Annotated in this window: 22 protein-coding genes and 7 tRNA genes; 4 read left to right on the top strand and 25 right to left on the bottom strand. The window is 37.2% G+C overall.

The window, feature by feature from the left end; all coding sequences use genetic code 11:
• Positions 1–10 precede the first annotated feature (10 nt).
• The 7 genes from rlmB to ACOMA7_RS04445 form a co-directional block, all read right to left on the bottom strand.
• Positions 11–766, bottom strand: a complete 756-nt coding sequence (gene rlmB / locus ACOMA7_RS04475; protein WP_034531897.1) for a 23S rRNA (guanosine(2251)-2'-O)-methyltransferase RlmB — start codon at positions 764–766, stop codon at positions 11–13.
• Positions 756–1178, bottom strand: a complete 423-nt coding sequence (locus tag ACOMA7_RS04470) for a Mini-ribonuclease 3 (RefSeq protein ID WP_034534704.1) — start codon at positions 1176–1178, stop codon at positions 756–758. Before ACOMA7_RS04470 ends, rlmB begins: the two co-directional genes overlap by 11 nt.
• Positions 1179–2585, bottom strand: coding sequence for a cysteine--tRNA ligase (cysS, locus tag ACOMA7_RS04465; RefSeq protein ID WP_054607949.1), 1407 nt, complete (start codon positions 2583–2585; stop codon positions 1179–1181).
• 120 nt (positions 2586–2705) lie between these two features.
• Entirely contained in the window at positions 2706–4196 is a 1491-nt protein-coding gene (gene gltX, locus ACOMA7_RS04460) for a glutamate--tRNA ligase (protein WP_054605405.1), read from the bottom strand.
• A 109-nt stretch (positions 4197–4305) separates the two neighbouring features.
• A complete protein-coding gene (locus ACOMA7_RS04455; RefSeq protein WP_301945635.1) occupies positions 4306–5397 on the bottom strand; it encodes a PIN/TRAM domain-containing protein in 1092 nt (363 codons plus the stop codon).
• 21 nt (positions 5398–5418) lie between these two features.
• Entirely contained in the window at positions 5419–6795 is a 1377-nt protein-coding gene (radA, locus tag ACOMA7_RS04450) for a DNA repair protein RadA (protein WP_421392236.1), read from the bottom strand.
• 27 nt (positions 6796–6822) lie between these two features.
• Positions 6823–7359 carry a dCTP deaminase/dUTPase family protein gene (locus tag ACOMA7_RS04445; RefSeq protein WP_053791532.1) on the bottom strand — a complete coding sequence of 179 codons (537 nt, stop codon included), beginning with the start codon at positions 7357–7359 and terminating at the stop codon, positions 6823–6825.
• Between the two features lie 233 nt (positions 7360–7592).
• Between ACOMA7_RS04445 and rpiA the strand changes: the two genes are divergently transcribed.
• Together rpiA and ACOMA7_RS04435 are read left to right on the top strand one after the other, a co-directional pair.
• On the top strand, positions 7593–8282 hold the full coding sequence (gene rpiA, locus ACOMA7_RS04440) for a ribose-5-phosphate isomerase RpiA (RefSeq protein ID WP_034531888.1): 690 nt from the start codon (positions 7593–7595) through the stop codon (positions 8280–8282).
• A 106-nt stretch (positions 8283–8388) separates the two neighbouring features.
• A complete protein-coding gene (locus ACOMA7_RS04435; RefSeq protein ID WP_301945637.1) occupies positions 8389–9729 on the top strand; it encodes a C1 family peptidase in 1341 nt (446 codons plus the stop codon).
• Between the two features lie 36 nt (positions 9730–9765).
• Here the strand turns inward: ACOMA7_RS04435 and ACOMA7_RS04430 are convergent, their stop codons facing one another.
• Both ACOMA7_RS04430 and ACOMA7_RS04425 read right to left on the bottom strand, forming a co-directional pair.
• On the bottom strand, positions 9766–10434 hold the full coding sequence (locus tag ACOMA7_RS04430; protein WP_421392232.1) for a 2,3-bisphosphoglycerate-dependent phosphoglycerate mutase: 669 nt from the start codon (positions 10432–10434) through the stop codon (positions 9766–9768).
• A gap of 14 nt (positions 10435–10448) precedes the next feature.
• Positions 10449–11402 carry a DMT family transporter gene (locus ACOMA7_RS04425; protein ID WP_301945639.1) on the bottom strand — a complete coding sequence of 318 codons (954 nt, stop codon included), beginning with the start codon at positions 11400–11402 and terminating at the stop codon, positions 10449–10451.
• Positions 11403–11675: 273 nt separating this feature from the next.
• Here ACOMA7_RS04425 and ACOMA7_RS04420 point away from each other — a divergent pair, with 273 nt between their 5' ends.
• Positions 11676–12770 (top strand): LCP family glycopolymer transferase, encoded by a 1095-nt coding sequence (locus ACOMA7_RS04420; RefSeq protein ID WP_301945640.1) that lies wholly within the window; start codon positions 11676–11678, stop codon positions 12768–12770.
• 111 nt (positions 12771–12881) lie between these two features.
• On the opposite strand, the gene ACOMA7_RS04415 is transcribed toward ACOMA7_RS04420, so the two are convergent.
• The 9 genes from ACOMA7_RS04415 to ACOMA7_RS04375 all read right to left on the bottom strand — a co-directional run bounded on the left by ACOMA7_RS04415 (position 12882) and on the right by ACOMA7_RS04375 (position 19560).
• Positions 12882–12953 (bottom strand) — tRNA-Gln (locus ACOMA7_RS04415).
• A gap of 7 nt (positions 12954–12960) precedes the next feature.
• Positions 12961–13033 (bottom strand) — tRNA-His (locus tag ACOMA7_RS04410).
• 34 nt (positions 13034–13067) lie between these two features.
• Positions 13068–13153: transfer RNA gene (locus ACOMA7_RS04405), tRNA-Leu, on the bottom strand.
• A 67-nt stretch (positions 13154–13220) separates the two neighbouring features.
• Positions 13221–14096 (bottom strand): homoserine kinase, encoded by an 876-nt coding sequence (locus ACOMA7_RS04400; RefSeq protein WP_225349247.1) that lies wholly within the window; start codon positions 14094–14096, stop codon positions 13221–13223.
• 1 nt (position 14097) lies between these two features.
• Positions 14098–14544 carry a SprT family protein gene (locus ACOMA7_RS04395; protein ID WP_053791529.1) on the bottom strand — a complete coding sequence of 149 codons (447 nt, stop codon included), beginning with the start codon at positions 14542–14544 and terminating at the stop codon, positions 14098–14100.
• 10 nt (positions 14545–14554) lie between these two features.
• A complete protein-coding gene (locus ACOMA7_RS04390; RefSeq protein ID WP_421392227.1) occupies positions 14555–16723 on the bottom strand; it encodes a Tex family protein in 2169 nt (722 codons plus the stop codon).
• A 102-nt stretch (positions 16724–16825) separates the two neighbouring features.
• The gene (locus ACOMA7_RS04385) at positions 16826–17242 is read right to left on the bottom strand and encodes a hypothetical protein (protein WP_041152501.1); all 417 of its coding nucleotides are present in this window, start codon (positions 17240–17242) and stop codon (positions 16826–16828) included.
• Positions 17243–17260: 18 nt separating this feature from the next.
• On the bottom strand, positions 17261–18088 hold the full coding sequence (gene nadE, locus ACOMA7_RS04380) for an ammonia-dependent NAD(+) synthetase (RefSeq protein WP_421392224.1): 828 nt from the start codon (positions 18086–18088) through the stop codon (positions 17261–17263).
• The gene (locus tag ACOMA7_RS04375) at positions 18088–19560 is read right to left on the bottom strand and encodes a nicotinate phosphoribosyltransferase (protein WP_421392221.1); all 1473 of its coding nucleotides are present in this window, start codon (positions 19558–19560) and stop codon (positions 18088–18090) included. The genes nadE and ACOMA7_RS04375 overlap by 1 nt, the downstream gene beginning before the upstream one ends.
• Before the next feature lie 92 nt (positions 19561–19652).
• On the opposite strand from ACOMA7_RS04375, the gene ACOMA7_RS04370 reads away from it, so the two are divergent.
• On the top strand, positions 19653–20390 hold the full coding sequence (locus ACOMA7_RS04370) for a WecB/TagA/CpsF family glycosyltransferase (RefSeq protein WP_421392322.1): 738 nt from the start codon (positions 19653–19655) through the stop codon (positions 20388–20390).
• A 15-nt stretch (positions 20391–20405) separates the two neighbouring features.
• Here ACOMA7_RS04370 and ACOMA7_RS04365 read toward each other — a convergent pair whose 3' ends face one another.
• The 7 genes from ACOMA7_RS04365 to ACOMA7_RS04335 form a co-directional block, all read right to left on the bottom strand.
• On the bottom strand, positions 20406–21125 hold the full coding sequence (locus tag ACOMA7_RS04365) for a GntR family transcriptional regulator (RefSeq protein WP_034531866.1): 720 nt from the start codon (positions 21123–21125) through the stop codon (positions 20406–20408).
• Between the two features lie 21 nt (positions 21126–21146).
• Positions 21147–21923 (bottom strand): pyrroline-5-carboxylate reductase, encoded by a 777-nt coding sequence (gene proC, locus ACOMA7_RS04360; protein ID WP_041152496.1) that lies wholly within the window; start codon positions 21921–21923, stop codon positions 21147–21149.
• A gap of 85 nt (positions 21924–22008) precedes the next feature.
• A tRNA-Gln gene (locus tag ACOMA7_RS04355) sits at positions 22009–22080 on the bottom strand.
• A gap of 7 nt (positions 22081–22087) precedes the next feature.
• Positions 22088–22170, bottom strand: a tRNA-Tyr gene (locus tag ACOMA7_RS04350).
• A 187-nt stretch (positions 22171–22357) separates the two neighbouring features.
• Positions 22358–23959 (bottom strand): peptide MFS transporter, encoded by a 1602-nt coding sequence (locus ACOMA7_RS04345; RefSeq protein ID WP_421392217.1) that lies wholly within the window; start codon positions 23957–23959, stop codon positions 22358–22360.
• Positions 23960–24091: 132 nt separating this feature from the next.
• A tRNA-Thr gene (locus ACOMA7_RS04340) sits at positions 24092–24164 on the bottom strand.
• A gap of 63 nt (positions 24165–24227) precedes the next feature.
• Positions 24228–24300 (bottom strand) — tRNA-Asn (locus tag ACOMA7_RS04335).
• Between the last annotated feature and the right edge of the window lie 53 nt (positions 24301–24353).

The raw sequence follows: 24353 nt of genomic DNA, 5'->3' as shown, positions 1-24353 counted from the left end.
TTAATCCTTCTTATAGTGGATTTCTTGAATTATAAGCTTGATACATTAATAAACTAGCAGCCACACTGGCATTTAAACTTTGTAATTGACCGACCATTGGAATGGTTAACATTTCGTCTACGTTCTTCTTTAGAAGTGGTGAAATTCCCTTACCTTCATTTCCAATGATTACGGCAACTGGTCCTTTGGCATCCCAACGACGGTAATCTGCACCTTTAACGTCAGTACCAAATACCCAGACACCTTGTTGTTTTAAATCGTTAACAGTGTTAACTAGGTTAGTCACTCTAGCAACTGGAATTCTTTCAATGGCACCAGCAGATGTCTTAGCAACCGTTGATGTTAAACCAACGGCACGGTGCTTTGGAATAATCACACCAGTAACACCGGCAGCATCGGCTGTTCTGATAATTGAACCCAAGTTGTGAGGATCTTCAATGTTATCAAGAATTAAAAAGAATGGTGGTACATCTTGTTTTGCTGAGTTTTCAAACAATTCATCAATGGTTGCATACTTGTATGGTGAGATTGATAAAACCACCCCTTGGTGATTTTGATTATCTGAAAGTAAGTCTAACTTTTGCTTTGGCACAGTTGAGATTACTAGGTGCTTTTGCTTAGCTAGCTTGATGATTTCTTCAACACTTTTTTCGTCTTTTTTGATTCCGTTTTGTAGGAAAACCTTGTTGATTTCTTGCTTTCCTCTTAATGCGGAAACAACCGGATGGCGTCCGATTATAAATTCGCTTTGGTCGTTAGTCTTCATATTTTGGCCTCCCAGCATCGACTTGTTCAATACACCAGTTAGATAGTTCTTCTAAACGGTCATCTTGTTTGCTTAATGAAAGATACCCCATCATGGCTTCAAAACCAGTTGAATGGCGGTAAGTCAAAACGCTAGTGTTCTTAGCATGTGTGTAACTCTTAGCATTACGACCTCTCTTGAACACTGCATCCTCTTCGTCTGTTAGGATGTCGTCTTCAATCATCAAATCGATTAATGCTGCTTGAGCCTTTGCTGACACGTACTTTCTAGCTGTCTTTTGTAGGCGGTTGGGTTTAGTAATACCTAAGTTTAAAAGGTGTTTTCTTACGAACACTTCGTAAACTGAATCGCCAAGATATGCTAATGCAATTCCATTTAACTGTTTATAATCCACGTTCTGGTTTTCCATCATTTATTCCCTTCTGAAACGAGTACCTTGAGCAGTATCTTCTAGGATAATTCCTTGGTCTCGTAGTTGATCTCTAATTTCATCACTTCTTGCGAAGTCCTTGTTCTTTCTAGCTTCGTTACGTTCATCAATCAACGCTTGAACTGAATCGTCATCTAGTGTTTCTTCCTTGAAGACAACACCAAAAATAGAAGCCATCTTTTCTAGCTTTGCAATGATTAGGTTAACAGTATCCTTACCTACTTCAGGTCTTTGGGCATACATATTACCAAGTTTAGCTAGTTCGTATACACAATCAATTCCGTTTTGTGCATTGAAATCATCATCCATCGCATCTTGGAAATCTGCTTGAATTTGTCTGATTTCTTGTTCTAGTTTCATATCAATAATATCTGTCGCATCGCTTAAACGATATTTCAAGTTATTGTATGCATTTCTTAACTTGTTTAGGTTGTTTTCAGCGGCCTGTAAATTAGTTTCGTTGTATTGAATTGGACGACGGTATTGTGTAGTTGACATCAAGAATCTTACTACTTGAGGATCAACCTTTTTAACAATATCGTGAACAGTCACAAAGTTGCCTAGTGACTTACTCATCTTTTCGTTTTCATCACCGACGGTAACAAAGCCATTGTGCATCCAATAGTTAACAAACTTTTCACCAGTCTTGGCTTCACTTTGTGCACGTTCGTTTTCATGGTGAGGGAACTTCAAGTCTTCCCCACCACCATGGATATCAATTGTGTTACCCAAGTACTTGGTAGACATTACTGAACATTCAATGTGCCAGCCCGGACGACCTTTACCCCATGGTGAATCCCATGAGATTTCACCTGGCTTAGCAGCTTTCCATAAAACAAAATCGATTGGATCTTCTTTCTTGGAAAGTTCTTCTTCTGACACATGTTGGCTAGCTCCTGATTCCAAGTCATCTACACTTTGGTGTGATAAATGACCGTAATCATTGAACTTTCTTGCTCGATAGTAAACATCGCCGTCAACAGCATATGCATAACCATCATCAACCAATTCTTTTACGAATTGAATAATTCCATCAATATTATCAGTAGCTCTTGGATTAACAGTTGCTGGTTCAACGTTCAATGCAGCCACATCTTCTTTGTAAGCTTCAATGTACTTGTTAGCAATATCCATTACTGTACTGTTTTCTTCTTTAGCTTCATTAATTAATTTATCATCAACATCCGTAAAATTAGAAATGTAATTCACTTGGTAACCACAATATTCAAAGTAACGACGAATAGTATCAAATGCAACGATACTACGCGCGTTTCCAATATGAATATAGTTATATACTGTTGGACCACAGACATACATACCAACTGTTCTTGACTTAATTGGCTTAAATACGTCTTTTTCTTGAGTTAATGTATTATAGATCCTTAGCATTAATGGCACCCCTATTCCTATTTTTTATACTTACTTCATTCTATCATAATAATAGTCACTATATTAGGATAAATTCAAATAAAAAAGCCCGCCAAAGCATGCTTTAGCGAGCCTTATTTATTATTGATTGATTTGCTTTAAAGTTTCATCAATGTGTTTTAGAGCCTTTTCTCTACCAATCAATTCGATTGATTCAGGTAGTTCAGGACCGTGACTTTCATGAGTAACGGCAATTCTGATTGGCATCCATAGTTGACGTCCCTTGATCTTAGTTTCCTTTTGAATTTCCTTAATTGTCTTTAGGATTTCAATCTTATCGAAAACTGGAACATCCTTAATCTTTTCAGCAAAGGCCTTTAGAACAACTGGTGCAGTTTCATTTTGAATTTCTTCAAGAGCTTCACCAGAAACCTTAGCTGGTTCGTTAAAGAATACGTCAGCCATTGAGTTGATTTGAGCCATGTAGCTCATTTGTTGCTTGTAAGTATTGATTAACTTACGAGCCCATTCAATAGTTAAAGCATCTGGGTTTTCAGGAATGTTACCCTTGGCGATTAATTGACGTAATGCTAAGTCCATAACAACGTCTTCATCAGCAGCCTTAACGTATTGGTTGTTGATCCATTCTAGTTTCTTGTTATCGAAGTTAGCTGGTGACTTGCTTAGACGGTTTTCGTCGTACATCTTGATGAAATCACGTTGTGAGAAGATTTCATCTTCACCCTTTGGAGACCAACCTAATAGAGTAATGAAGTTAAACATTGCTTCTGGTAGGTATCCTAGGTCTCTGTATTGTTCGATAAATTGAATGATTGATTCATCACGTTTACTTAGTTTCTTACCAGTGTCGGCACTAGTAATTAAACTCATGTGACCGAATACAGGAGCTTCCCAACCAAATGCTTCGTACATCATTAATTGTTTTGGTGTATTAGCAACGTGGTCGTCACCTCTGAATACGTGTGAAATTTGCATTTCATGGTCATCAATAATAACCGCGAAGTTGTAAGTAGGCATTCCGTCACGCTTTACGATAACGAAGTCCCCACCAATAGTATCAGAGTTAAATTCAACATGACCCTTAACAACATCGTCCCATGCGTAAGTCTTGTTCTTTGGTACTCTGAAACGAATAACTGGTTTCAAACCTTTAGCTTCTGATTCAGCCATTGATTTTTGAATTTCTTCTTCTGACATACCAGCGTATTCATATTCATAATGAGGCATGATGCCCTTTGCGCGTTGTTCTTCACGATCAGCTTCTAGTTCTTCTTCTGTTCTGTATGAGTAGTAAGCCTTGTCTTCATCCAATAGTTGTTGGATCAATGGATCGTAGATTGAACGTCTTTCTGATTGTCTGTAAGGACCAAACTTACCAGGTTTGTCTGGACCTTCATCCCAATCTAAGCCAAGCCATTTTAAGTTGTCTAACTGACTTTTCTCACCATCAGCTACGTTTCGCTTAGTATCAGTATCTTCGATACGGATAATAAACTTACCTTTATTATGTCTAGCAAATAGGTAATTAAAAATTGCTGTTCTAGCATTACCAATGTGTAAATGTCCTGTTGGACTTGGTGCATATCTAACACGAATTTTCTTATTAGCCAATGATATTTTCTCCTCTTTTTTATAAATTCTTAGAATAACATTCTAATTTTACAATTATTAGCGATAAAAATAAAGTGTTCAGTAAAAATCTAAAGGTATCTATAACCTTTTATTTATCATCAATTCTAGCGAAAATCATTTTACCTGCATCTGTTTGAATTGAACTGGTAACCTCAACAGATAGTCGTTCGTTTAGATGATTCTTACCATCTTCAACAACCACCATGGTTCCGTCGTCCAAGAACGCGACTCCTTGGCTTCTTTCAGTTCCCTTTTTCAAAATCATAACTTCAAGATGTTCTCCGGGAACAAATCTTGGTTTTAGTGAGTTAGCCAATTCGTTAATGTTTAAAACGTTAACCTTTTGGAATTGGATAACCTTGTTTAAGTTGTAATCGTTAGTAATGATTGAACCATTGAAATCCTTAGCTAGTCTGATTAGCTTGCTATCGACTTCTTTGATGTTGTCATAGTCTTGATCAGTAATTTCAATTGGCATAATCTTTTCAGTTTGTAGTTTATTTAAAATATCTAAACCACGACGACCACGAATACGCTTTTGACTATCGGCTGAATCTGCAATGTATTGCAATTCATACAAGACAAACTTAGGAACAAGTAATGTCCCTTCGATAAATCCAGTCTTTGCCACCTCATAGATACGACCATCAATCAAAATGTTGGTATCCAAAATCTTAATTGATTTACTACTGTTACGGTTTGCAGAGTTAGTCAAAGCATTTCCGCCCTTTTTCAAGCTAACCCTAAAAATCTTGCGCCAATCATTTAACTTAGTAGTTCCCAATAGAAAACCCAGGTATCCAAAAGTAATCATCAATAAAGCTGGCAAGATTAAGTTAGTGATTAAATAAGGCGTTCTAAATAAAACGATTGAAATTAAAGTCGCTAAAATCAATCCAATAATCATCCCTAAAGTCCCCATCAAAATATAGAATGGATTCTTTTGTGATAATTGTTTTTCAACCTGACTCATTGCATTCATGATTCGTTTAACAACAAACAATGAAAGAATATAGAAAACAATGGCGCCAATTACTGAATCAACTAGTGCATTATTTAATAAAATTGAAGGGTTTTCCCACAATGCATGCCAAATAACGGGTAAATAAATTACCCCTAACGTTGCTCCTAAAATGACAAATATAAATTGGATAACCGTAAATCGATCAATTTTTTTCATTATTATCTTCCTCAGTATGTGTTAGTTAAGTGCGATTTTAATCGCTTGAGCCAGTGTGGATACACCAACGACTTCAATTCCGTCTGGAGCAGTCCATCCTGACATATTATGTTTTGGTATTAATACGCGCTTAAAGCCCAACTTTTGCGCTTCTAAAACACGTTGTTCAATGCGGTTAACTCGTCTAATTTCACCAGTTAAACCAATTTCACCAATGTAACATTCACTAGGGTCGGTTCCCCTGTTCTTGTAACTTGATGCCACACTAATGGCTACCGCTAAATCGATTGCTGGTTCGTTTAACTTAACTCCACCAGCAGCCTTTAAGAAGGCATCTTGGTTTTGTAGCATTAGTCCCGCTCTCTTTTCAAGAACCGCCATTAAAACGGCTACACGGTTACGGTCAATCCCGGTAGCTGTTCTTTGGGCGTTCCCAAATACGGAAGGTGTTACCAGTGCCTGAATTTCGACTAATATTGGTCTAGTTCCTTCAATCGAAACAACGATTGCAGATCCATTAGCGTCCTTCAAACGTTCTTCCAAGAAGACCTCTGATGGATTAGCAACTTCTCGTAATCCGGATTCTTGCATATCAAAAATCCCTAACTCGTCGGTTGAACCAAAACGGTTCTTCACGGCTCTTAAGATACGGTATGAATGATGCATGTCTCCTTCAAAGTATAAAACAGTATCAACCATGTGTTCCAAAGTCTTAGGTCCGGCAATTGATCCACCCTTGGTAACGTGGCCAACCACAAAGATTGTAATTCCATTGGTCTTTGCAATGGACATTAAATCAGCGGTAATTGCTCTTACCTGTGATACGGACCCAATTGCGGAATCAACCTCTGGTTCAGAAATGGTTTGAACAGAGTCAATTACGACTGCATCTGGTTTAATCTCATCAATGGCAGACTTGATGGCACCCATATCAGTTTCTGGATATAGATACATGTTGGAGCCATTCACGGATAAACGTTCCGCTCTTAGCTTAATTTGACTGGCACTTTCTTCCCCAGATACATATAGAACACGTTGGTCCTTAGCACCTAATTGGCCAGAAATTTGAAGTAATAGTGTGGATTTCCCGATACCAGGATCCCCACCAATTAAAATTAATGAGCCCGGAACAATTCCGCCACCTAATACACGGTTAAACTCTTGGGATTCAGTTTCAAAACGTGATTCCTTTTCGAACTTAACGTCTTTGATTAGTTGTGGTTTTGTTTGCTGACCATTGAAATCCATTCGGTGAGTCGATTTCAAACTCGATGTTTCTTTTTGAAGGGTTTGTTCTTCAAACGTGTTCCATTTTCCACAGTTAGGACAATGTCCCAGGTACTTTGGTGAAATGTATCCACATTCTTCGCAAACAAATTGGGTCTTTACTTTAGCCACATTAATTTCCTTTCTTTAATTCGTTTTTTATTCGCCTGATGAACCAAAACCACCAATTCGTTTAGTCCCCTTGTTGGAGTCATCATCAGTTGTTAAGAAAGGTACAAAGATACCTTGAGCGATACGATCACCTTTCTTAATCTTTCTGTCTAGTAGTCCGAAGTTAGTCATTTGAACAAACAACTCACCTTCGTTGCTTTCGTTACCATAATAATCGGCATCAACAATACCAATTCCGTTTGGTAAAACCATGCCTCTCTTTAATGGTCCACTTGAACGATTAGCAATTACTAACATTTCATCTGGTTGCATGTAAGCCTTAATTCCGGTTGGAACTAATAATGGACGTAAGATATCCTTTGCACGTTGCATCTCATCTTCAGATACGTCTTTTTCATGCTTAATTGCCCAAAGAACTTTTAAAAATCCTAATTTCCAAATTGAAGGTAATACAAAATCGACACCGGCTTCGATGTCATAACCTGCTGCTTGTTTAGTAGAACGATAAGGTAGATTGATGCCTTTATCCTTGTACTTTGTAACTACTTCAAATCCTCTTTTCATATCTACACATCCTGTTAATTTATTAGTATTATTATACTACGTATTTTATATGAAAACTGTTAACAATTAAATACAAATATTTTATTTGACAAACTCACGATAACCATAGAAAATTAATATAGTATTATTGAGGTATATTTAATACCTTTGTTCGAAACCTTTCGTCTGAATGTATAAGCATTCAAAGTCGATTTAACGTCGTTTTACCGAATATTTTAGAGGGGAAAAGGATTATGGATAAAGAATTAATGAAAAAAGTTGCCGGCCAAGAAGCTGTCAAATATATCAAAGACGGTATGACTGTCGGTCTTGGTACAGGTTCAACCGTGAAATACTTGTTGGATGCATTGGGAGAACGAGTAGCCAAAGAAGGATTACGTATTATTGGTGTTCCAACTTCCAACCGCTCAGCAAAGCGTGCTCGTGACTTGGGAATTGATGTTAAAAGTATCGATGACGTTGACCATATTGACTTAACAATTGACGGTGCTGACCAAATCGATGAAAATTTCCAAGGTATCAAGGGTGGCGGTGTTGCCCACCTTCGTGAAAAAATTGTCGCAATCAACTCAGATCGAAACATCTGGATTGTCGATGCAACAAAGATGGCCAAAAACCTTGGCTCTTTTCCCCTTCCTTTGGAAGTTACTCCATACGGAAGTACTCACCTATTCAAACGTTTAGACGATATGGGTTACCATCCTACTTTTAGAACTAACGCTAAGGGTGGTCACGTGTTAACTCACGCTGATAACTACATTATCGATTTAAACTTAGGTTACATTGAACATCCCCACGAACTTGAAACCATCCTAAACAACATGACTGGAATCGTTGAACATGGGCTATTCCTAGACGTTGTTGACATGGTAATTGTCGGATATGAAGATCATTCAGAAACATTCGACGCTAAAAGAAAATAATTAATCTAAACCGTGATAGTAAGAACATCTTATTATCACGGTTTTTTGTGTTTTAAAGGCATTTGACCTGAGTGATATAATATTATAAAAGCAAGGAGGAATCATGATGTCAAAAAGTATTAGTAATGAAAATATCCAAAAGTATCATAACGATTTATTAGATCGTAAAGAAGCTAAGGTAATGCAAAGAGCCGTAAGCCATAATGGTATCAACTCTTCAGCTGCCAACTTCGAAGCGGAAGGTAACATGAAGCCAAACTTTTCAATTGAAATCGATACTGGCGAAGTTGCCAACCAAAAACATAGTGGCCGTTGCTGGATTTTCGCAGCACTAAATACTATGCGTCATAACCTAGCTAAAAACTTTAACTTATCTGGTGATTTTGAATTATCACAAATCTACACTACCTTCTGGGATAAGTTTGAAAAATGTAACTGGTTCTTAGAAAACATTATCAAGACCGCCGATGAACCATTAACCTCACGCCGTGTTTCATGGCTATTAGATTCACCACAACAAGATGGTGGTCAATGGGACATGTTATGTGCGGTAATCGAAAAGTACGGTGTTGTTCCTCAATCAGCAATGGTTGAAACTGCCGTAAGTAACGATACTTCAGAATTAAACGCTGTATTAAACCAAAAACTAAGAATGGATGCCATTCAACTACGTGAACTAGCTTCACAAAACAGTTCAGATATCGAAAAGGTAAAGGACGAAATGCTAAGTGAAATTTACCGTGTCCTAGTTTACTCATTCGGTGAACCCGTTTCAGAATTCAACTTTGAATACCGTGATGAAAAGAACGAATACCATATCGATACTAATTTAACTCCAAAGAAGTTCTTTGATAAATACGTAAACTTAAACCTAGAAGATTACGTTTCAATCATTAACTCCCCTACATTGGACAAACCATACGAAAAGACTTACACCGTTGATATGTTAGGTAACGTTATCGATGGTCGTCAAGTTAAGCATTTAAACCTTGAAATGGACCGTCTAGAAGAACTAACCATCACCCAACTAAAGAATGGTGAAAGTGTTTGGTTCGGAAGCGATGTTTCAAAGGAATCAGATCGTAAAAAAGGAATCATGGACGACAACCTTTACTCAAAGGATGAATTATTCGACATTGATTTATTAATGAGTAAAGATGAACAATTAGATTACCACCAAAGTGTTATGAACCACGCTATGGTTATCACAGGTGTTGATATCGTCGATGGTCAACCTACTAAGTGGAAGGTTGAAAACTCTTGGGGTAACCAAGTCGGTTCAAAGGGTTACTTCGTAATGAGTGAATCATGGTTCAGACGTTTCACTTACCAAGTTGTTATCAACAAGAAGTACCTATCTGAAGAAGATAAGAAGAACCAAGAACAAGACCCAGTTGTATTAGATCCATGGGATCCAATGGGAACTCTTGCATTTAACGAAAAATAACATACAAAAAAAGAGCTGATAAATTATCAGCTCTTTTTATATTGTCTTTTTACTAATTACATTCAACTTATCATCGAAATGATAAACGATTGGCTTTCCATTTGGTACTTCCACTCGATCAATGTCATCATCACTAATATTATCTAAATACTTAATTAAAGCCCTTAGAGTTGAACCATGGGCGACAACTAACTCGTTTTGCCCATCCAATAACTTAGGTGCAATCGAGTCTTGCCAGTATGGCCTCAATCTTTCATAGGCCATCTTTAGACTTTCACCACGTGGTTCAATCACACCGATTTTTTCATACTTATGTTCTTCATCGGGTTGATCTAACAATGGTGGGACCGTCGTGTAGCTGCGTCTAAATTCAGCAAACTTTTCAGGTCCATATTGTAACTTAACGTCATCTTTTTTACGACCGCGCAACGCCCCATAATGACGTTCATTTAGTCGCCATGACTTTGTCTCTTGAATATATTGTTGGTTAATTTCACTTAACACAATATGCAACGTTTCAATTGCGCGTTTTAAAAACGAAGTATGAGCATGATCAAAATCGATTTCCAATTGATTAATCTTTTTACCAGCATCGTGAGCTTGTTGAATCCCCTTTTCTGTTAGGGCTACATCGCTCCAGCCAGTAAAAACATTCTTTTGATTGGCAACACTTTGACCATGACGCATGATTACTAAATACGACATATTATCATCTCTTTTTATTCTTCTAATGCAGCATTCTTTTGTTCCATTTGACTACCAATAAATGTAATCACAGAACCGATTAGAATGATCACAATTCCAATCCAGGTATTAATTGTAATCTTTTCACCTAACAAAATCATTGCCAAAATTGGTGCCAATCCTGGTTTGATGAAAAAGACGATTGAGGCAATTGATACCCCTGCTCTTTCCATAGCAAGGAAGTAGAATGCAAATCCACCACCTGTGACGCAGACACAAATAAATAATAGAATCCAGAAATAATTCATGGAAATATTATGAATTATTGGTGTGTTTGCAAATGGTTTTAACCATTCTACCTTATTCATGTAGTTTGCAACAGCAGAAATATTGGTAATTGATACTAAAATTAAAAGTTCAACAGAACCGGCTAAAAATGTGTAGCAAGTAGTTGCTAGTCCATTTTGACCAGTTACTTGTGAACCCCATCTGGATACAATGCTGTAAAGACCAAATGTTAGTGCTGAACCCAATGCTAATGAAATTCCCAATGGGTTTGTAAGGTTGGCCGGATTAACTATGACAAGTAATCCGATAATAGAAAGAATTAAGGAAATAAACCCTAGTCGACTAATCTTTTCTCTTAGAATAAAGAAAGCGAATAGTAATGCAAATACTGGATTACAACTAAATAGCACAGCTACTGTTGATGCTTCATCGTACATGATGGCTAATTGGAATAGCGTCATGCTGACTACGACACATAAAAATCCAGTTAATAAGAAGACACCTAAACTTTTCCATTTACTCGTCAATAATGTTTGCTTTCCATTCTTCATGACAACCGGGATTAAAACCAATCCCCCGATAAAGAATCGAATTAAGTTCAATTGGATTGGACTAAAAACTCCTTGGACACTTTTTAGTGCAATTTCCATTGAACTAAACATAAACGTGGAAATTAAAACATACAGAAAAGTCTTTTTCAACTTTAAACGCGCTCCTTTAAATTTACAAATTATAAAAAACTTGATACACTACAAGCTTAAAGTTCATGTTGTGAAGTTTTTTATATTAACATCAGAATTATATCATATCCCCCGGCCTTATTAAAAATGTAACAGAAATATTACAATTTATTACATATTTCATAAGTATTATTATTTTCAAAAAAATAAGTTTATAATATTATTTATATTTACGTATCTTGATTATAGGTAGTATAATGGGGAAATTCAGAATAAAGGAGCTATTTTTGATTTATGCAAAACAATAATCAAAACATCGATAGAGCTTCCAGAACTAGAGGAAACCAACCTCACTTCAAGAAGAAGAAGAGCCATAAGGGTGCTTGGATCTCACTTATTGTCTTTTTAGTTCTAGTAGTTACTGGATTAATCATTGCTCATGGTGTTTATGTCAACATGAAGAATGCTGCGGATAAGGCTTATCAACCAGGTTTATCCACAAAAGAAAGAAACGTATCTAGCGTCATTGCTCAGAACAAACCTGTTTCAATCTTACTTCTAGGTACCGATACTGGTGCCCTAGGACGTCATGACACAGGTAGAACTGATACTATGATTCTAGCTACTATCAATCCTAAGAAGGAAACAATTTACCTAACAAGTATCCCTCGTGATACTAAGGTTACTGTTCCTGGCGATTCACAACCTTATGAAAAGATTAATGCTGCATATACTATTGGTGGTGCTTCAAGTGCCGTACAAACCGTACAAAACTTGTTAAACGTTCCAATTGACTTCTATGCAATCATTAACATGGGTGGTCTAGAAAAGATGGTTAACGCTGTTGGTGGTGTTACCGTTACTCCTCCTTTAACTTTCCATTATGATTCTGCGAATGTTGTTAAGGGTCAAACAGTTACATTAAATGGTGCTGAAGCTCTTGCTTACTCAAGAATGAGACACCAAGATCCTGCTGGTGACTACGGTCGTCAAGTACGACAAAGACAAGTGCTACAAAAACTTGTTCTAAAAGGTATGAACATTTCTTCATTACCAAGATACAAATCAATCCTAAGTTCAATCTCAGGTAACCTTAAGACTGACATGAAGTTTGATGATATGGTTGCTTTACGTGAAAGATACGGAAACGCAACTCACCACATCAAGTCACAAACTCTTCAAGGTGAAACTGCTGTTGTTGATGGTATTGATTATGAAGTACCAACCCAAGAAACTCTTCTAAACATTTCAAACTCAATTAGACAAAGCCTTGGATTAAGCAAACTTACTTCATTAAACCAAACACAAAGTCAAACAAGTGACTACAGTGTTGGATCCAGCGTAATGAGTAGTTCATCCACTCAAATCAATTACTCAACTGATAACTAAAAAAATAAAAGGTTCTGGTTAATACCAGAACCTTTTTTATATCCCCTACTTTTACATCAACGAAGACAAAGAAAAAGGAGACATCCAAATGGATGTCTCCTTTTTAAGTAGTTGGGCTAGCTGGGTTCGAACCAGCGCATCACGGGATCAAAACCCGTTGCCTTACCACTTGGCTATAGCCCAATAAAAGGGCGGTAGGTGGGAATCGAACCCACGCGTGTCGGAACCACAATCCGATGTGTTAACCACTTCACCACTACCGCCATATTATTATATGTGATAATGATTTCTCATTAATGCGGCCAAGAAGACTCGAACTTCCACCGGGAATAATCCCGACAAGATCCTTAATCTTGCGCGTCTGCCAATTCCGCCATGGCCGCAATAAAAAATCACAAATATTATTATATGTGATTTTTCCCTACTTTGCAATAGGTGTTTTAAATTTTTTTATTCACCGCGTACAGTGGCACCACTATGATCGACCTTAATCAATCTCATGACTCCGTCTAGTTTACCGACGTTTAATCTGTCACGTAATTGATTTAGTTCTGATTCGGTACCAAATGTAATTACACAACGGTGTGATTGGTTTAAGAACGTACCGTAAATACCTAGTTCATGTGCTTGTTTTCTGATGGTTTCTAGTTCTGGCACTACTTCATAGATGTTATCGGTGTAAATAGCGTCATTTTCCATCATTTCAGTGGCTTTAGTCCATTCATTGCTCATTAGTGAGGCCACTAGTACATTTGTGGCACTGCTGGCTTTTACGGCGTCTACAGAGCTAACTTGGTTCTTATAGATAGCCTTGTCACTACCGTCATCCTTGGTTAGGTATACTAACGCGTTAATTACCTCTGGAATTTGGGTCTTAACTGTTGTAGCCATTTCTCCATTAAAGTAAGAAACGGTAATGTCACCTAGTAATGCAGATGCGACACCGTCAGCGTGGCCTTCAATCTTACTACCGATGTTAATTTCATCGTCTAATGAAAGGTCTAATTCCCCTAACGCATTAGCAATCTTGATTCCCGCAACAATTGCTGTAGTACTTGAGCCAAGTCCTCTTCCAATTGGCACATCTGACATAACAGTCAATTGGTGAGGTTTGATGGTTGGATCAACCTTTAGGATGGTTTGAACGATAATGTTGTTTTCGTCGTTTGGCACGTCATCTCCCAATGCATGGTTAACTTGCCAGTGTTGCATTTCTTCTTCAACGATAACTGTGTAGTATAAGCCAAAAGCAATTCCAATTGAATTAATTCCGGCTCCGATTCCTGTTGATGTAGCAGGTACTCGAATAATTATTTTTTTATCCAAACTAATCATCTCCAGTGTCTAATTTTAGTTTTCCACGACATTTTCCACATACATACTTGTGAGTGTCAATTCTACGCTTACGACGGTAAGTTTGTCCACAATGTGTACAAACATATTTGAATGGACGCTTGTCCACAGGTGCTGGCGCAAATCTTGATCCCCCCACCGTCTTCAATAATCGTTTAAACGCTAACGTATTATGCTTTCCAGAATACCCAGCCAAATGCAGATGGTAATGGCAAAGCTCATGTTTAATCACCCCTACCAATATTTCCATTGAATGTTCGGTTAGCATCTTAGGATTAATATCAATATCATGGCTGGCCACATGGTATCTTCCACCAGTGGTTCTTAAACGACTATTAAAGTAAGCACGGTGCTTAAATGGTTTGGCGAATGATTCTTGTGAAATCTTTTCCACCAATGTTTGTAATTCTTGATCATTCATTTAAATTTTATCACTTCTCCGGGTTAATCATCGTTAGTTGAATTCGATTTCGTTTAATATCAACAGATAATACCCATACGTCGACAATGTCCCCAACGGAAACAACGCTACTTGGGTCAGAAATAAATTGATCACTCATTTGTGAGATGTGCACAAGTCCATCTTGTTTTACACCCACATCAACGAATGCACCAAAGTCGATTACGTTTCTAACTGTTCCTTGTAGTTGCATCCCTTCTCTTAAGTCCTCAATCTTCAATACATCTTGCTTTAGGACTGGAGTTGGCATGTTATCACGGAAGTCTCTACCAGGTCGTTTTAATCCATCGATGATGTCTAATACAGTTTGTTTTCCATAGCCATTTTCGTTAATAAACTTATCAACATCGAATGTGGATAACGCTTGGTTAATTTCAGTTGTTCCCAATGAATCCAGACTTAAGTTCAATTCATCCACAATTTGGTTAGCAATCTTGTAACTTTCCGGATGAATGTCGGTATTATCAAGTGGATTACTACCGTCTAGGATTCTTAAGAAACCAATGGATTGTTCATAAGTCTTTTGTCCCAATCTAGGTACCTTTGATAGGGATTGACGAGTCTTATATTCACCGTTTTCGTTTCTAAACTTAACCACGTTTTTGGCGGTAGTCTTAGTCATCCCTGAAATATGGGTTAATAACTCTGGACTAGCGGTATTAACGTTAACTCCCACTTTATTAACAGCTGTTTCCACAACTCGATCCAATTGGGCGTCTAATTGTTTAGCCGGTAAATCATGTTGATATTGACCAACCCCTACTGACTTAGGATCAATCTTAATCAATTCAGCTAATGGGTCTTGAAGACGTCTTCCTATACTTACTGCAGAACGTTCTTCAACGTGAAAGTCAGGAAATTCATCACGCGCATTTTGACTTGCAGAGTATACAGAAGCTCCGGCTTCATTAACAATTACGTAATATACCGGTAGATTATTTTCTTTAATTAGTTCGGAAACAAATTGTTCTGATTCACGACTAGCTGTTCCATTTCCGATTGCAATCATTTCGGCATGGTTCTTCTTAATGAAATCAACCAGTTGCTTTTTAGCTTGTTGGCGTTTGGCATCACTTGCTGGTTTATGTGGATAAATCACTAACTTATCCAAGAACTTCCCATTATCGTCAATTGCGGCTAACTTACATCCGGTACGGTAAGCTGGATCGAAACCAATCACTACCTTGCCCTTGATTGGTGCTTGCATCAATAAGTTATACAAGTTTCTACCAAATATGTTAATGGCGTGTTCATCGGCTTCTTCGGTTAATTCATTTCTGATTTCACGATCAATGGCTGGTTTCATAAAACGAGCGTATGCATCTTCATAAGCATTCTTTACAAATTCAGCTGACTTGCCGTTACGTTTACGGTTAGTTTCTGCTTGTAAGAACTTGTAGATAACGTTGTTATTAACATCAATGCTGACCGTCAATACTTTTTCCTTTTCACCACGATTTAACGCTAGGACACGGTGGTTCTTCAATTGGTTAATTGGTTGTGAAAAGTCATAGTAATCTTCATAGACGTGCTTTTCGTCTTTTTCATCGGCATCTTTTTTGGCCTTGCTGGCAATTTGACCATGCTTCTTGGTATCTTCTCGAATCCATTCTCTTAGATGGGCGTCGTTTCCGATATCTTCTGCTAGGATTTCATGAACACCGTTCAAGACATCTTCAACGTTGTTTAGTTCCTTTTCTGCATTCACATATTCTTTTGCCTTATTCACAAAGGAATCATCATTTGTTAAAACTAGTTTAGCCAATGGTTCTAAACCTTGTTCTCTGGCAATCATGGCCTTGGTCTTCTTCTTTTTCTTGTATGGTAGATACAAGTCTTCGACTCTTTGCATTGATTCGGCTTTTTCAATGTCTGATTTTAGTTCGTCAGTTAGTTTACCTTGTTCTTCGATTAAACGAAGAACTTCTTCTTTACGGCTTTCTAAGTTAGTAATTTTAGTGTTGGCATCGGCAATTTCTCTAATTTGCACTTCATCCAAACTACCTGTGCGTTCCTTACGGTATCTGGCGATAAAAGGAACGGTATTCCCATCTTCTAGCATAGAAATAACAGCAGAGATTTGTTTTTCAGAATAGCTGCCTAATTCTTTTCTGATTTTTTTAATGATTGATTGATCCAAATCGTTCATCTCATTTCTTATTTGAGTTTGTCTTTAATTATATCATTGCATTTTTAGATAAAAAAATAGTTGGTAATATTTACCAACTATCTTTTGTTTTTATTACATTGACATCATAATTTTTTGAGCTGTCTTAAATACTCGTTCAATGCTATCTTGTTGTAGCTTACCAGCTTCATTAAAAGCATCTGCTTCAATGGTATCAGCTTTGATACTGTCTACCATGTCTTGGCATCCCTTAACGTAGTCAGCATAAGCTTCCTTTAGGATTGAGTGACGACCTAGTTCCTTGGCAGGTACTTGTACGTTATCAAGTTGTGATAAGAATTCTTTGTACTTATCAGTACCCTTTTGGAAAGTATCCTTTGTGCTTGCTAAATCGATTGATGAGTAATCGTTGTTAGCAACGGCTTCTTCCAACGGATCGTAATCATGACTCATTTCTTCACCAACCTTGTTAGTGTTAGTGATTAAATCAGATAAAAATGGGGCATAGATTGCCATCTTGTTTTTCTTCATAATTAAAAAATTCCCTTCTTACTTCCAAAAGTCATCGTAAATAGTAATTGGTAGATGACGTTTATGTTCTGTTTTAATATACCAGTTTTCAATCTTTTCTGCAGCATCTTTTGAAACTTCTCTGCCTTCTAGGTAGTTATCGATATCGTCGTAAGTTACACCTAAAGCAACTTCATCAGGTAAAGCCGGACGGTTATCTTCTAGGTCAGCAGTTGGAGTCTTTTCGTATAAATGCTTTGGTGCATCTAATTCGGCTAGCATTGCCTTACCTTGGCGTTTGTCTAAACGCCATAGTGGAGTAATGTCGGCAGCACCATCACCAAACTTAGTGTAAAAACCAGTTACGGCTTCAGCGGCATGGTCGGTTCCTAAAACGGCACCGTGAGTTTGACCAGCAATCGCGTATTGAGCAATCATTCTTTGTCTTGCCTTGATGTTTCCCTTGTTGAAGTCAGAAATTTCCATTCCATCAGCTTCAACAGAAGCAACGGCAGCATCTGCAGCTGGTTTGATATCTACTCTGATAGTCTTGTCAGCTTCGATGAAAGCAATTGAATCCATTGCATCTGATTCATCAGCTTGAGTTCCATAAGGTAATCTAACGGCGATAAACTTGTATTCATCGTCATTAGTTTCTTCGCGCATTTCTTTAATGGCGATTTGTGCTAACTTACCGGTCAAAGTAGAATCTTGTCCACCTGAAATTCCTAGAACTAGAGTCTTTAGGAAAGTGTTTTTCTTTAGGTAGGTCTTTAAAAAGTCAACACTGTTTCTGATTTCTTCTTTTGGATCAATTGATGGTTTTACCTTTAATGCATCAATGATTTCTGCTTGCTTTTCTCTCATTACAATTCACCCTTGTCTTGCTTATTTTTGATTTTATCGTGAACATCTTTGATAATGCTCATCTTGTTGTTCCAACATTTGGTTGATAAATCAACTGGGTATTCTTGTGGGTTTAACTCACGTTTGTACTCAGGCCATAGTGATGATAATACATCTTCTGAATATTGTTTGATGTCGGCCAATTTTGGTTGTTCATAAACTAATTCACCATCTTTGTAGATGTCCTTTAGTAAAGGTCTGGCATCAAAATCAGTCAATGTCTTGTTAATGTAAGTATATTGGGGATGGAACATGTATAGACTATCTTCATCATTTGGATTTTCATCGTCTAATGTGATGTAATCTCCTTCTGACTTACCGTCCTTGCGTTCAGTAATTCTCCATACTTGCTTCTTACCTGGTGTAGATACCTTTTCAGCGTTGTTTGATAACTTAATGGTATCGACCATTTCACCATTATCATTTTCAACGGATACCATCTTGTAGACGGCACCTAGCGCTGGTTGATCGAATGCGGTAATTAGTTTGGTACCAATTCCCCAAATATCAATCTTAGCATCCTGCATCTTCAAACTAGTGATGGTCTTTTCATCCAAGTCGTTTGAGGCAAAAATCTTAGCATCTGGATAGCCAGCATCATCTAGCATTTCACGGACACGTTTTGATAGGTATGCCATATCACCAGAATCGATACGGACACCAGCAAAATGAATCTTGTCACCCATTTCATTGGCAACCTTGATGGCATTAGGAACACCACTCTTTAAGGTATCAAAAGTATCAACTAGGAATACACATTCTCGATGACTTTGTGCGTAAGCCTTGAATGCTTTGTAGTCATCTTGGAATAGTTCCACTAATGAGTGGGCATGAGTTCCACTAATTGGAATATTAAAGTTTTTACCTGCTAAAACATTTGATGTGGCGTTGAATCCACCAATGTAGGCAGCTCTGGTTCCCCAGATGGCCGCAGCAGTTTCTTGAGCACGACGACTACCAAATTCAAGTAGTGGGTCATCCCCTGCCGCCATTCTAATTCTAGCAGCCTTAGTTGCAATCAATGTTTGATAGTTAACGATGTTTAAGATTGCTGTTTCAACTAGTTGGCATTCGCAAACGTTTCCTTCAACTTGAAGCATTGGTTCGTTATTGAATACCAATTCACCTTCGACCAAAGAACGAATTGATCCAGTAAACTTAAAATTACGAAGATATTCTAAAAATTCTTCGGTATATTCGTTTTGAGAACGTAAGAACTCAATATCATCATCAGTAAAGTTGATATCTTTAATATAGTTAATTACTTTTTCCAATCCAGCAAAAATGGCAAAACCATTTTCGAATGGCATCTTTCTAAAGTAAACTTCGAATACAGCTCGACGATTTTGCAAACCAGCTTGAAAGTAAGTTTGCATCATATTGATTTCATATGCATCAGTATGTAATGTTAAATTATCAAATTCATTTGACATTTTTTATGAAATCCTCCTAATACTTGTCGCATTTTATTGTCTTTTATTTTATCATTAATTAAAGAAATAATCATAATAATTTATTTGAAGGTATTGCAATGGAAAATAAAACTGTTAATATTTTAGGTTTTGATTTTTTAAACAGTTCATTCAATGATTTCATGGAAAACACCAAGCAAAGAATCGATAAACGTGAAAATACTTTTGTCGTCACCGCTAATCCCGAAATCGTTGTGCATGCTTTAAACGATCAAAAATACACCGATACAATTAAAAAATCTGACTACCTAGTTGCCGATGGAATTGGTATCGTTATGGGTGCCAATATCTTAGGTTCAGATATGAGTGAAAGAATTACCGGATACGACATCCTATTAGACCTATTAAACTGGGGTAATCAAAATCATAAATCAGCATACTTTTTGGGTGCCAAACCAGAAGTAATCGCTGATTTAAAGAAGATTATTCCGCAAAAATACCCGGATTTAACCGTTTCCGGATATCATGATGGGTATTTTACTGATAGCGATGAAATTGCCGCTGAAATCAAGCAAAATCAGCCTGATATGGTATTTGTTGCCCTAGGTTTCCCTAAGCAAGAATACTTCATCGAAAAATATCGTCATGTAAACGATGGTCTATGGATTGGTTTAGGTGGTAGCTTTGATGTTTTATCAGGTCACGTTCAACGTGCACCACAATTTTGGATCAACCACCACATTGAATGGTTATACCGTTTAATCAGGGAACCTACCCGTTTCAAACGTATGTTGGCATTGCCAAAGTTCATCCGTTTAGTAAAGAAACAAAAGAAAAATGAAGCAAAATAAAAAAGTACATCGACATTAGTCGAATGTACTTTTTTTACTATCTAAATAAAATTCAAATCTTTCGCCCACGTATTGAGTACGAACGTATTCAAACGGTTGACCGTTTTGTAGTGATGTCACCTGTCTTAATAACAGGATAGCATCCCCCTTTTTAATATCTAGGTATTCAGCAATTCTTTCGGAAGCAAGTGTTGCTGAAACGTTTTGTCTTGATACTTTCGGTACTAGGTTCTTCTTTTCCTTCAATGATGCATAGAATGAATCGGTCACATCATCTTTACTTAAACCATCGATAATCTTTTCAGGAACTGTGGCGATTTCAAAACAAATGGGCACACCATCACCGTAACGAATTCTTTCCATTCTCAATACCTTGTCGTTTTGAGAGATGTTTAACTTTTCGATTTCACTTAGTGAAGGCTCTAGTGTGTGATATGAAATGGTCTTGCTGGCAGGAAGTTTTCCTTGCGCTAACATGATGTCGGTGAAGCTAGTCACCCCAGACATCTTTTCTTGAACCTTTTCATTGGAAACGTATGTACCTGAACCCACACGTTGATCTAGGATACCTTCATCAACAAGCGTTTGAATTGCTTGTCTTAAAGTCATTCGACTAACGTTAAATTCAGTTGATAGTTGTCGTTCTGACGGAATGCGACTACCTAGTTTCCACTTACCCTCTTCGATATTCTTTTTGATTTCATTATGAATTTGGATATAAATTGGCAAAGCCATTATTTCACTATCCCTTCATTACTATTCTTGCGTTGCATCGAAACAATCAATTACGGCCTTTTCAAAACCGCTCTTCTTCAATGCTAATAATCCCTTGATAGTTCCACCGGCTGGAGAACAAACATCATCAATTAAGTCACTTGGTGACTTGTCAGATTTTTCAATCATCTTCATTGATCCTAGAATAGCTTGCGCTGCTAATTGAGTTGCTGTTTGTTTGTCTAAACCATGGTTAACTGCACTTCTACTAAAGATGTCTGCAAATAAATAAGCGTATGCTGGAGTACATCCCATTAATGATCCTGACACATCAAATTTGTCTTCGGGAACTTCAATCATCTTGCCTAGTAGTTCTAGGTTCTTAACAGTATCTGCTAACATTTGGTCAACTAGGTTTTCGTTAGCCTTGTAGATTAACATTCCTTCATTAACTTCTACGTTAACGTTTGGAATTAAACGAATGATTGGTAAATCATAGCTAGTTAACTCTTCTAGACGTTCTAATGAAATTTGCCATGCGATTGATGCTAGAATCTTACCATTTAAGTTTTCTCTAACATCCTTTAAAGCATCAACAACTTGTTTTGGTCCTGTTGCCAAGATAACCAAGTCACTGCTTGCTGCTACTTCTTGATTACTGTCGCTACAGTTAATCCCTGTAGTCTTTGCGAATTCTTGATATTTTTCCTTATGTGGAGCATGTACATATATATCACTAGCATTAACTTGACCAGAATTGATATATCCTTTAATCATTGCCTTTGCCATTGCTCCGACACCAATAAAGCCTATTTTCATAGCAACCTCCAGAACTTAAAAAAATGATGTGTTTATTATAACATAAAAAAAATGACTAACTATAAAAGTTAGTCATTTAAAGTAGTTGGGCTAGCTGGGTTCGAACCAGCGCATCACGGGATCAAAACCCGTTGCCTTACCACTTGGCTATAGCCCAATAAAAATGGAGGGGAGTGGATTCGAACCACCGAACCCGAAGGAGCGGATTTACAGTCCGCCGCGTTTAGCCAGACTTCGCTACCCCTCCGAAAAGATATAAAATGTAATCAACAAGAAATATAATATCAAAATCATAGATGCTTGTCAATGACTTTTTTACCTAATCGCAAGTGTTAAAACTGCGATGTCATTGGTATGTCTCAACCAATCAACAAATAATATAATATCGAAAATCGCGGTTTAAGTCAACACTTTTTCAATACTTTTTTAAATTTTTAGTGCATGTTCAAATCTCGTAAGACCTGGTGTAATAATATAACCATCACAATGGCTAATACTAATCCAATACTCCCCAAAACTAAGAAGTAGTTAACATTATCTACAGAGAAATATTTAACGACCTGAGAGTTAATAGCTTGGCCGGTAGCATCAGATAGATACCATACCCCCATCATTTGTGAGACAAAGTTTTTTGGCGCTAAACGGTATGTTACTGAAAGTCCAACAGGAGAAATGAACATTTCACCTAAACAGATAATTCCAACAGTAGCGATGATCCATAGTGGATTAACTTCACTACCAGCCAAAAACTTAATTGGAACAAATAAAATCAAACATCCTATACTTGCTAAGATTACCCCTAGCGGGAATGTCTTAACAGCATTACTTTCCTTATGATGCCAAACTTTAGCAAAGAATGGAGTAAGAATTAAAATAAATAATGGATTAATTGCTTGGTACCATGTTCTTGAAATGTGAACGTGGAAGTCCCCATTATGCAAAATTCCTAATAGAATAAAGAATACTAGAATTGCAGCTGTAAATGCCTTTAATAAGACACTATTGCTATTCTTATGAACGAAGTAACCAATAATCAATGAAGCAACGATAAAGAATGCTAATACGACATACTTCCATATATAGAAATCATTGTCAGTACTACCACTGGCCATCATAGCTAAAACGATTGGTCCTTGTTCTTCTACTCCCCAGAAGAAAGCAGCACAAATGAATAATAGTACGTAAACTACCATTCCCTTCCTTTCTTTTTGAGTAGTATGGTTACTACTAATAATCACAAAGAAGTAAATGAATGGAATAACGATTGTTATCACGCTAAGTAAAGTAATAACATTATCAAGATTCAATGCATCAAACACATACATTAATAGGAATACTAATGCGATTGAAACAACGAATAACATAACTCGATCAAGTAGCTTTTTAATTTCGTAAGGTTCAATTGGATTTAAAGTGTAAATACTATTATTTTGATTATAGTCCTTGGTGTGTTTTTCAAAGATAGCAAGTCCAATTGCCATCGCAATGGCACCGATTAAGAATCCAAGATGGAAATTAACATGCACACCAATATAACCGATAATGATTGGCGCTAAGAAAGCACCAATATTAATCCCTGAAAGAAAAATGGTAAAACGATATGCCCTAGTGTTATATCGTTCATCATATAAGTTACCAACCATCGTTGTGATTGTTGGCTTTAACAATCCAGTCCCCACAGTTAAAAATACAAGAGATATAAATAATAACCAAATTGTATTATGGAGTGGAATCGTTAAAATTAACTGACCTAAAATAATTAAGATGGCACCGAGGGAAACTGTTCTCTTTCCTCCAAGAATTCTATCACTAATGTAACCTCCACAAGCAGCAGATAAGTAACTTAGTGATCCATAGATTGCAAACAATGATGCAGCTGTGGAAGGCTTAAAGCCAAGGCCACCCCTGCTTAATGAATAGTACATGTAGTACAAAAGGATTGCTTGCATACCATAATAGCTAAACCGTTCTAGTGATTCAGTTAATGTTAATGAAATTAGACCCTTTGATTGATTATCATTATCAATTTTATCCAATTAATACTCCTCCAAACAATTAAAAATCATAGCAACGGTAATTATACTCTCTGATTAAAATTTTATCAATTTTACCAAAATTTAATCATCTGAAAATAAAAAAACTAGGACGACTAAGTCCTAGTTCATTTATGCCGGCTGCAGGACTTGAACCTGTGACCGCCGGTTTACGATACCGATGCTCTACCAACTGAGCTAAGCCGGCAAATACTATGTATATTTTAATATACAAGAAAGGTGCTAACAAATGTTAGCACCTCTTTATATACTCCGAATGTCAGACTCGAACTGACGACAACCTGATTAACAGTCAGGTGCTCTACCAACTGAGCTAATTCGGAATAACGCGCGGCAACGTCCTACCCTTGCAGAGGGCGATCCCTCAACTACTATC

It is taken from the genome of Apilactobacillus intestinapis (genome assembly GCF_049166695.1).
In the GTDB taxonomy this organism is placed as follows: Bacteria; Bacillota; Bacilli; order Lactobacillales; family Lactobacillaceae; genus Apilactobacillus; species Apilactobacillus kunkeei_C.
The sequence above is the reverse complement of the archived record's forward strand: the minus strand, read 5'-3'. Positions and strand labels throughout refer to the sequence as shown.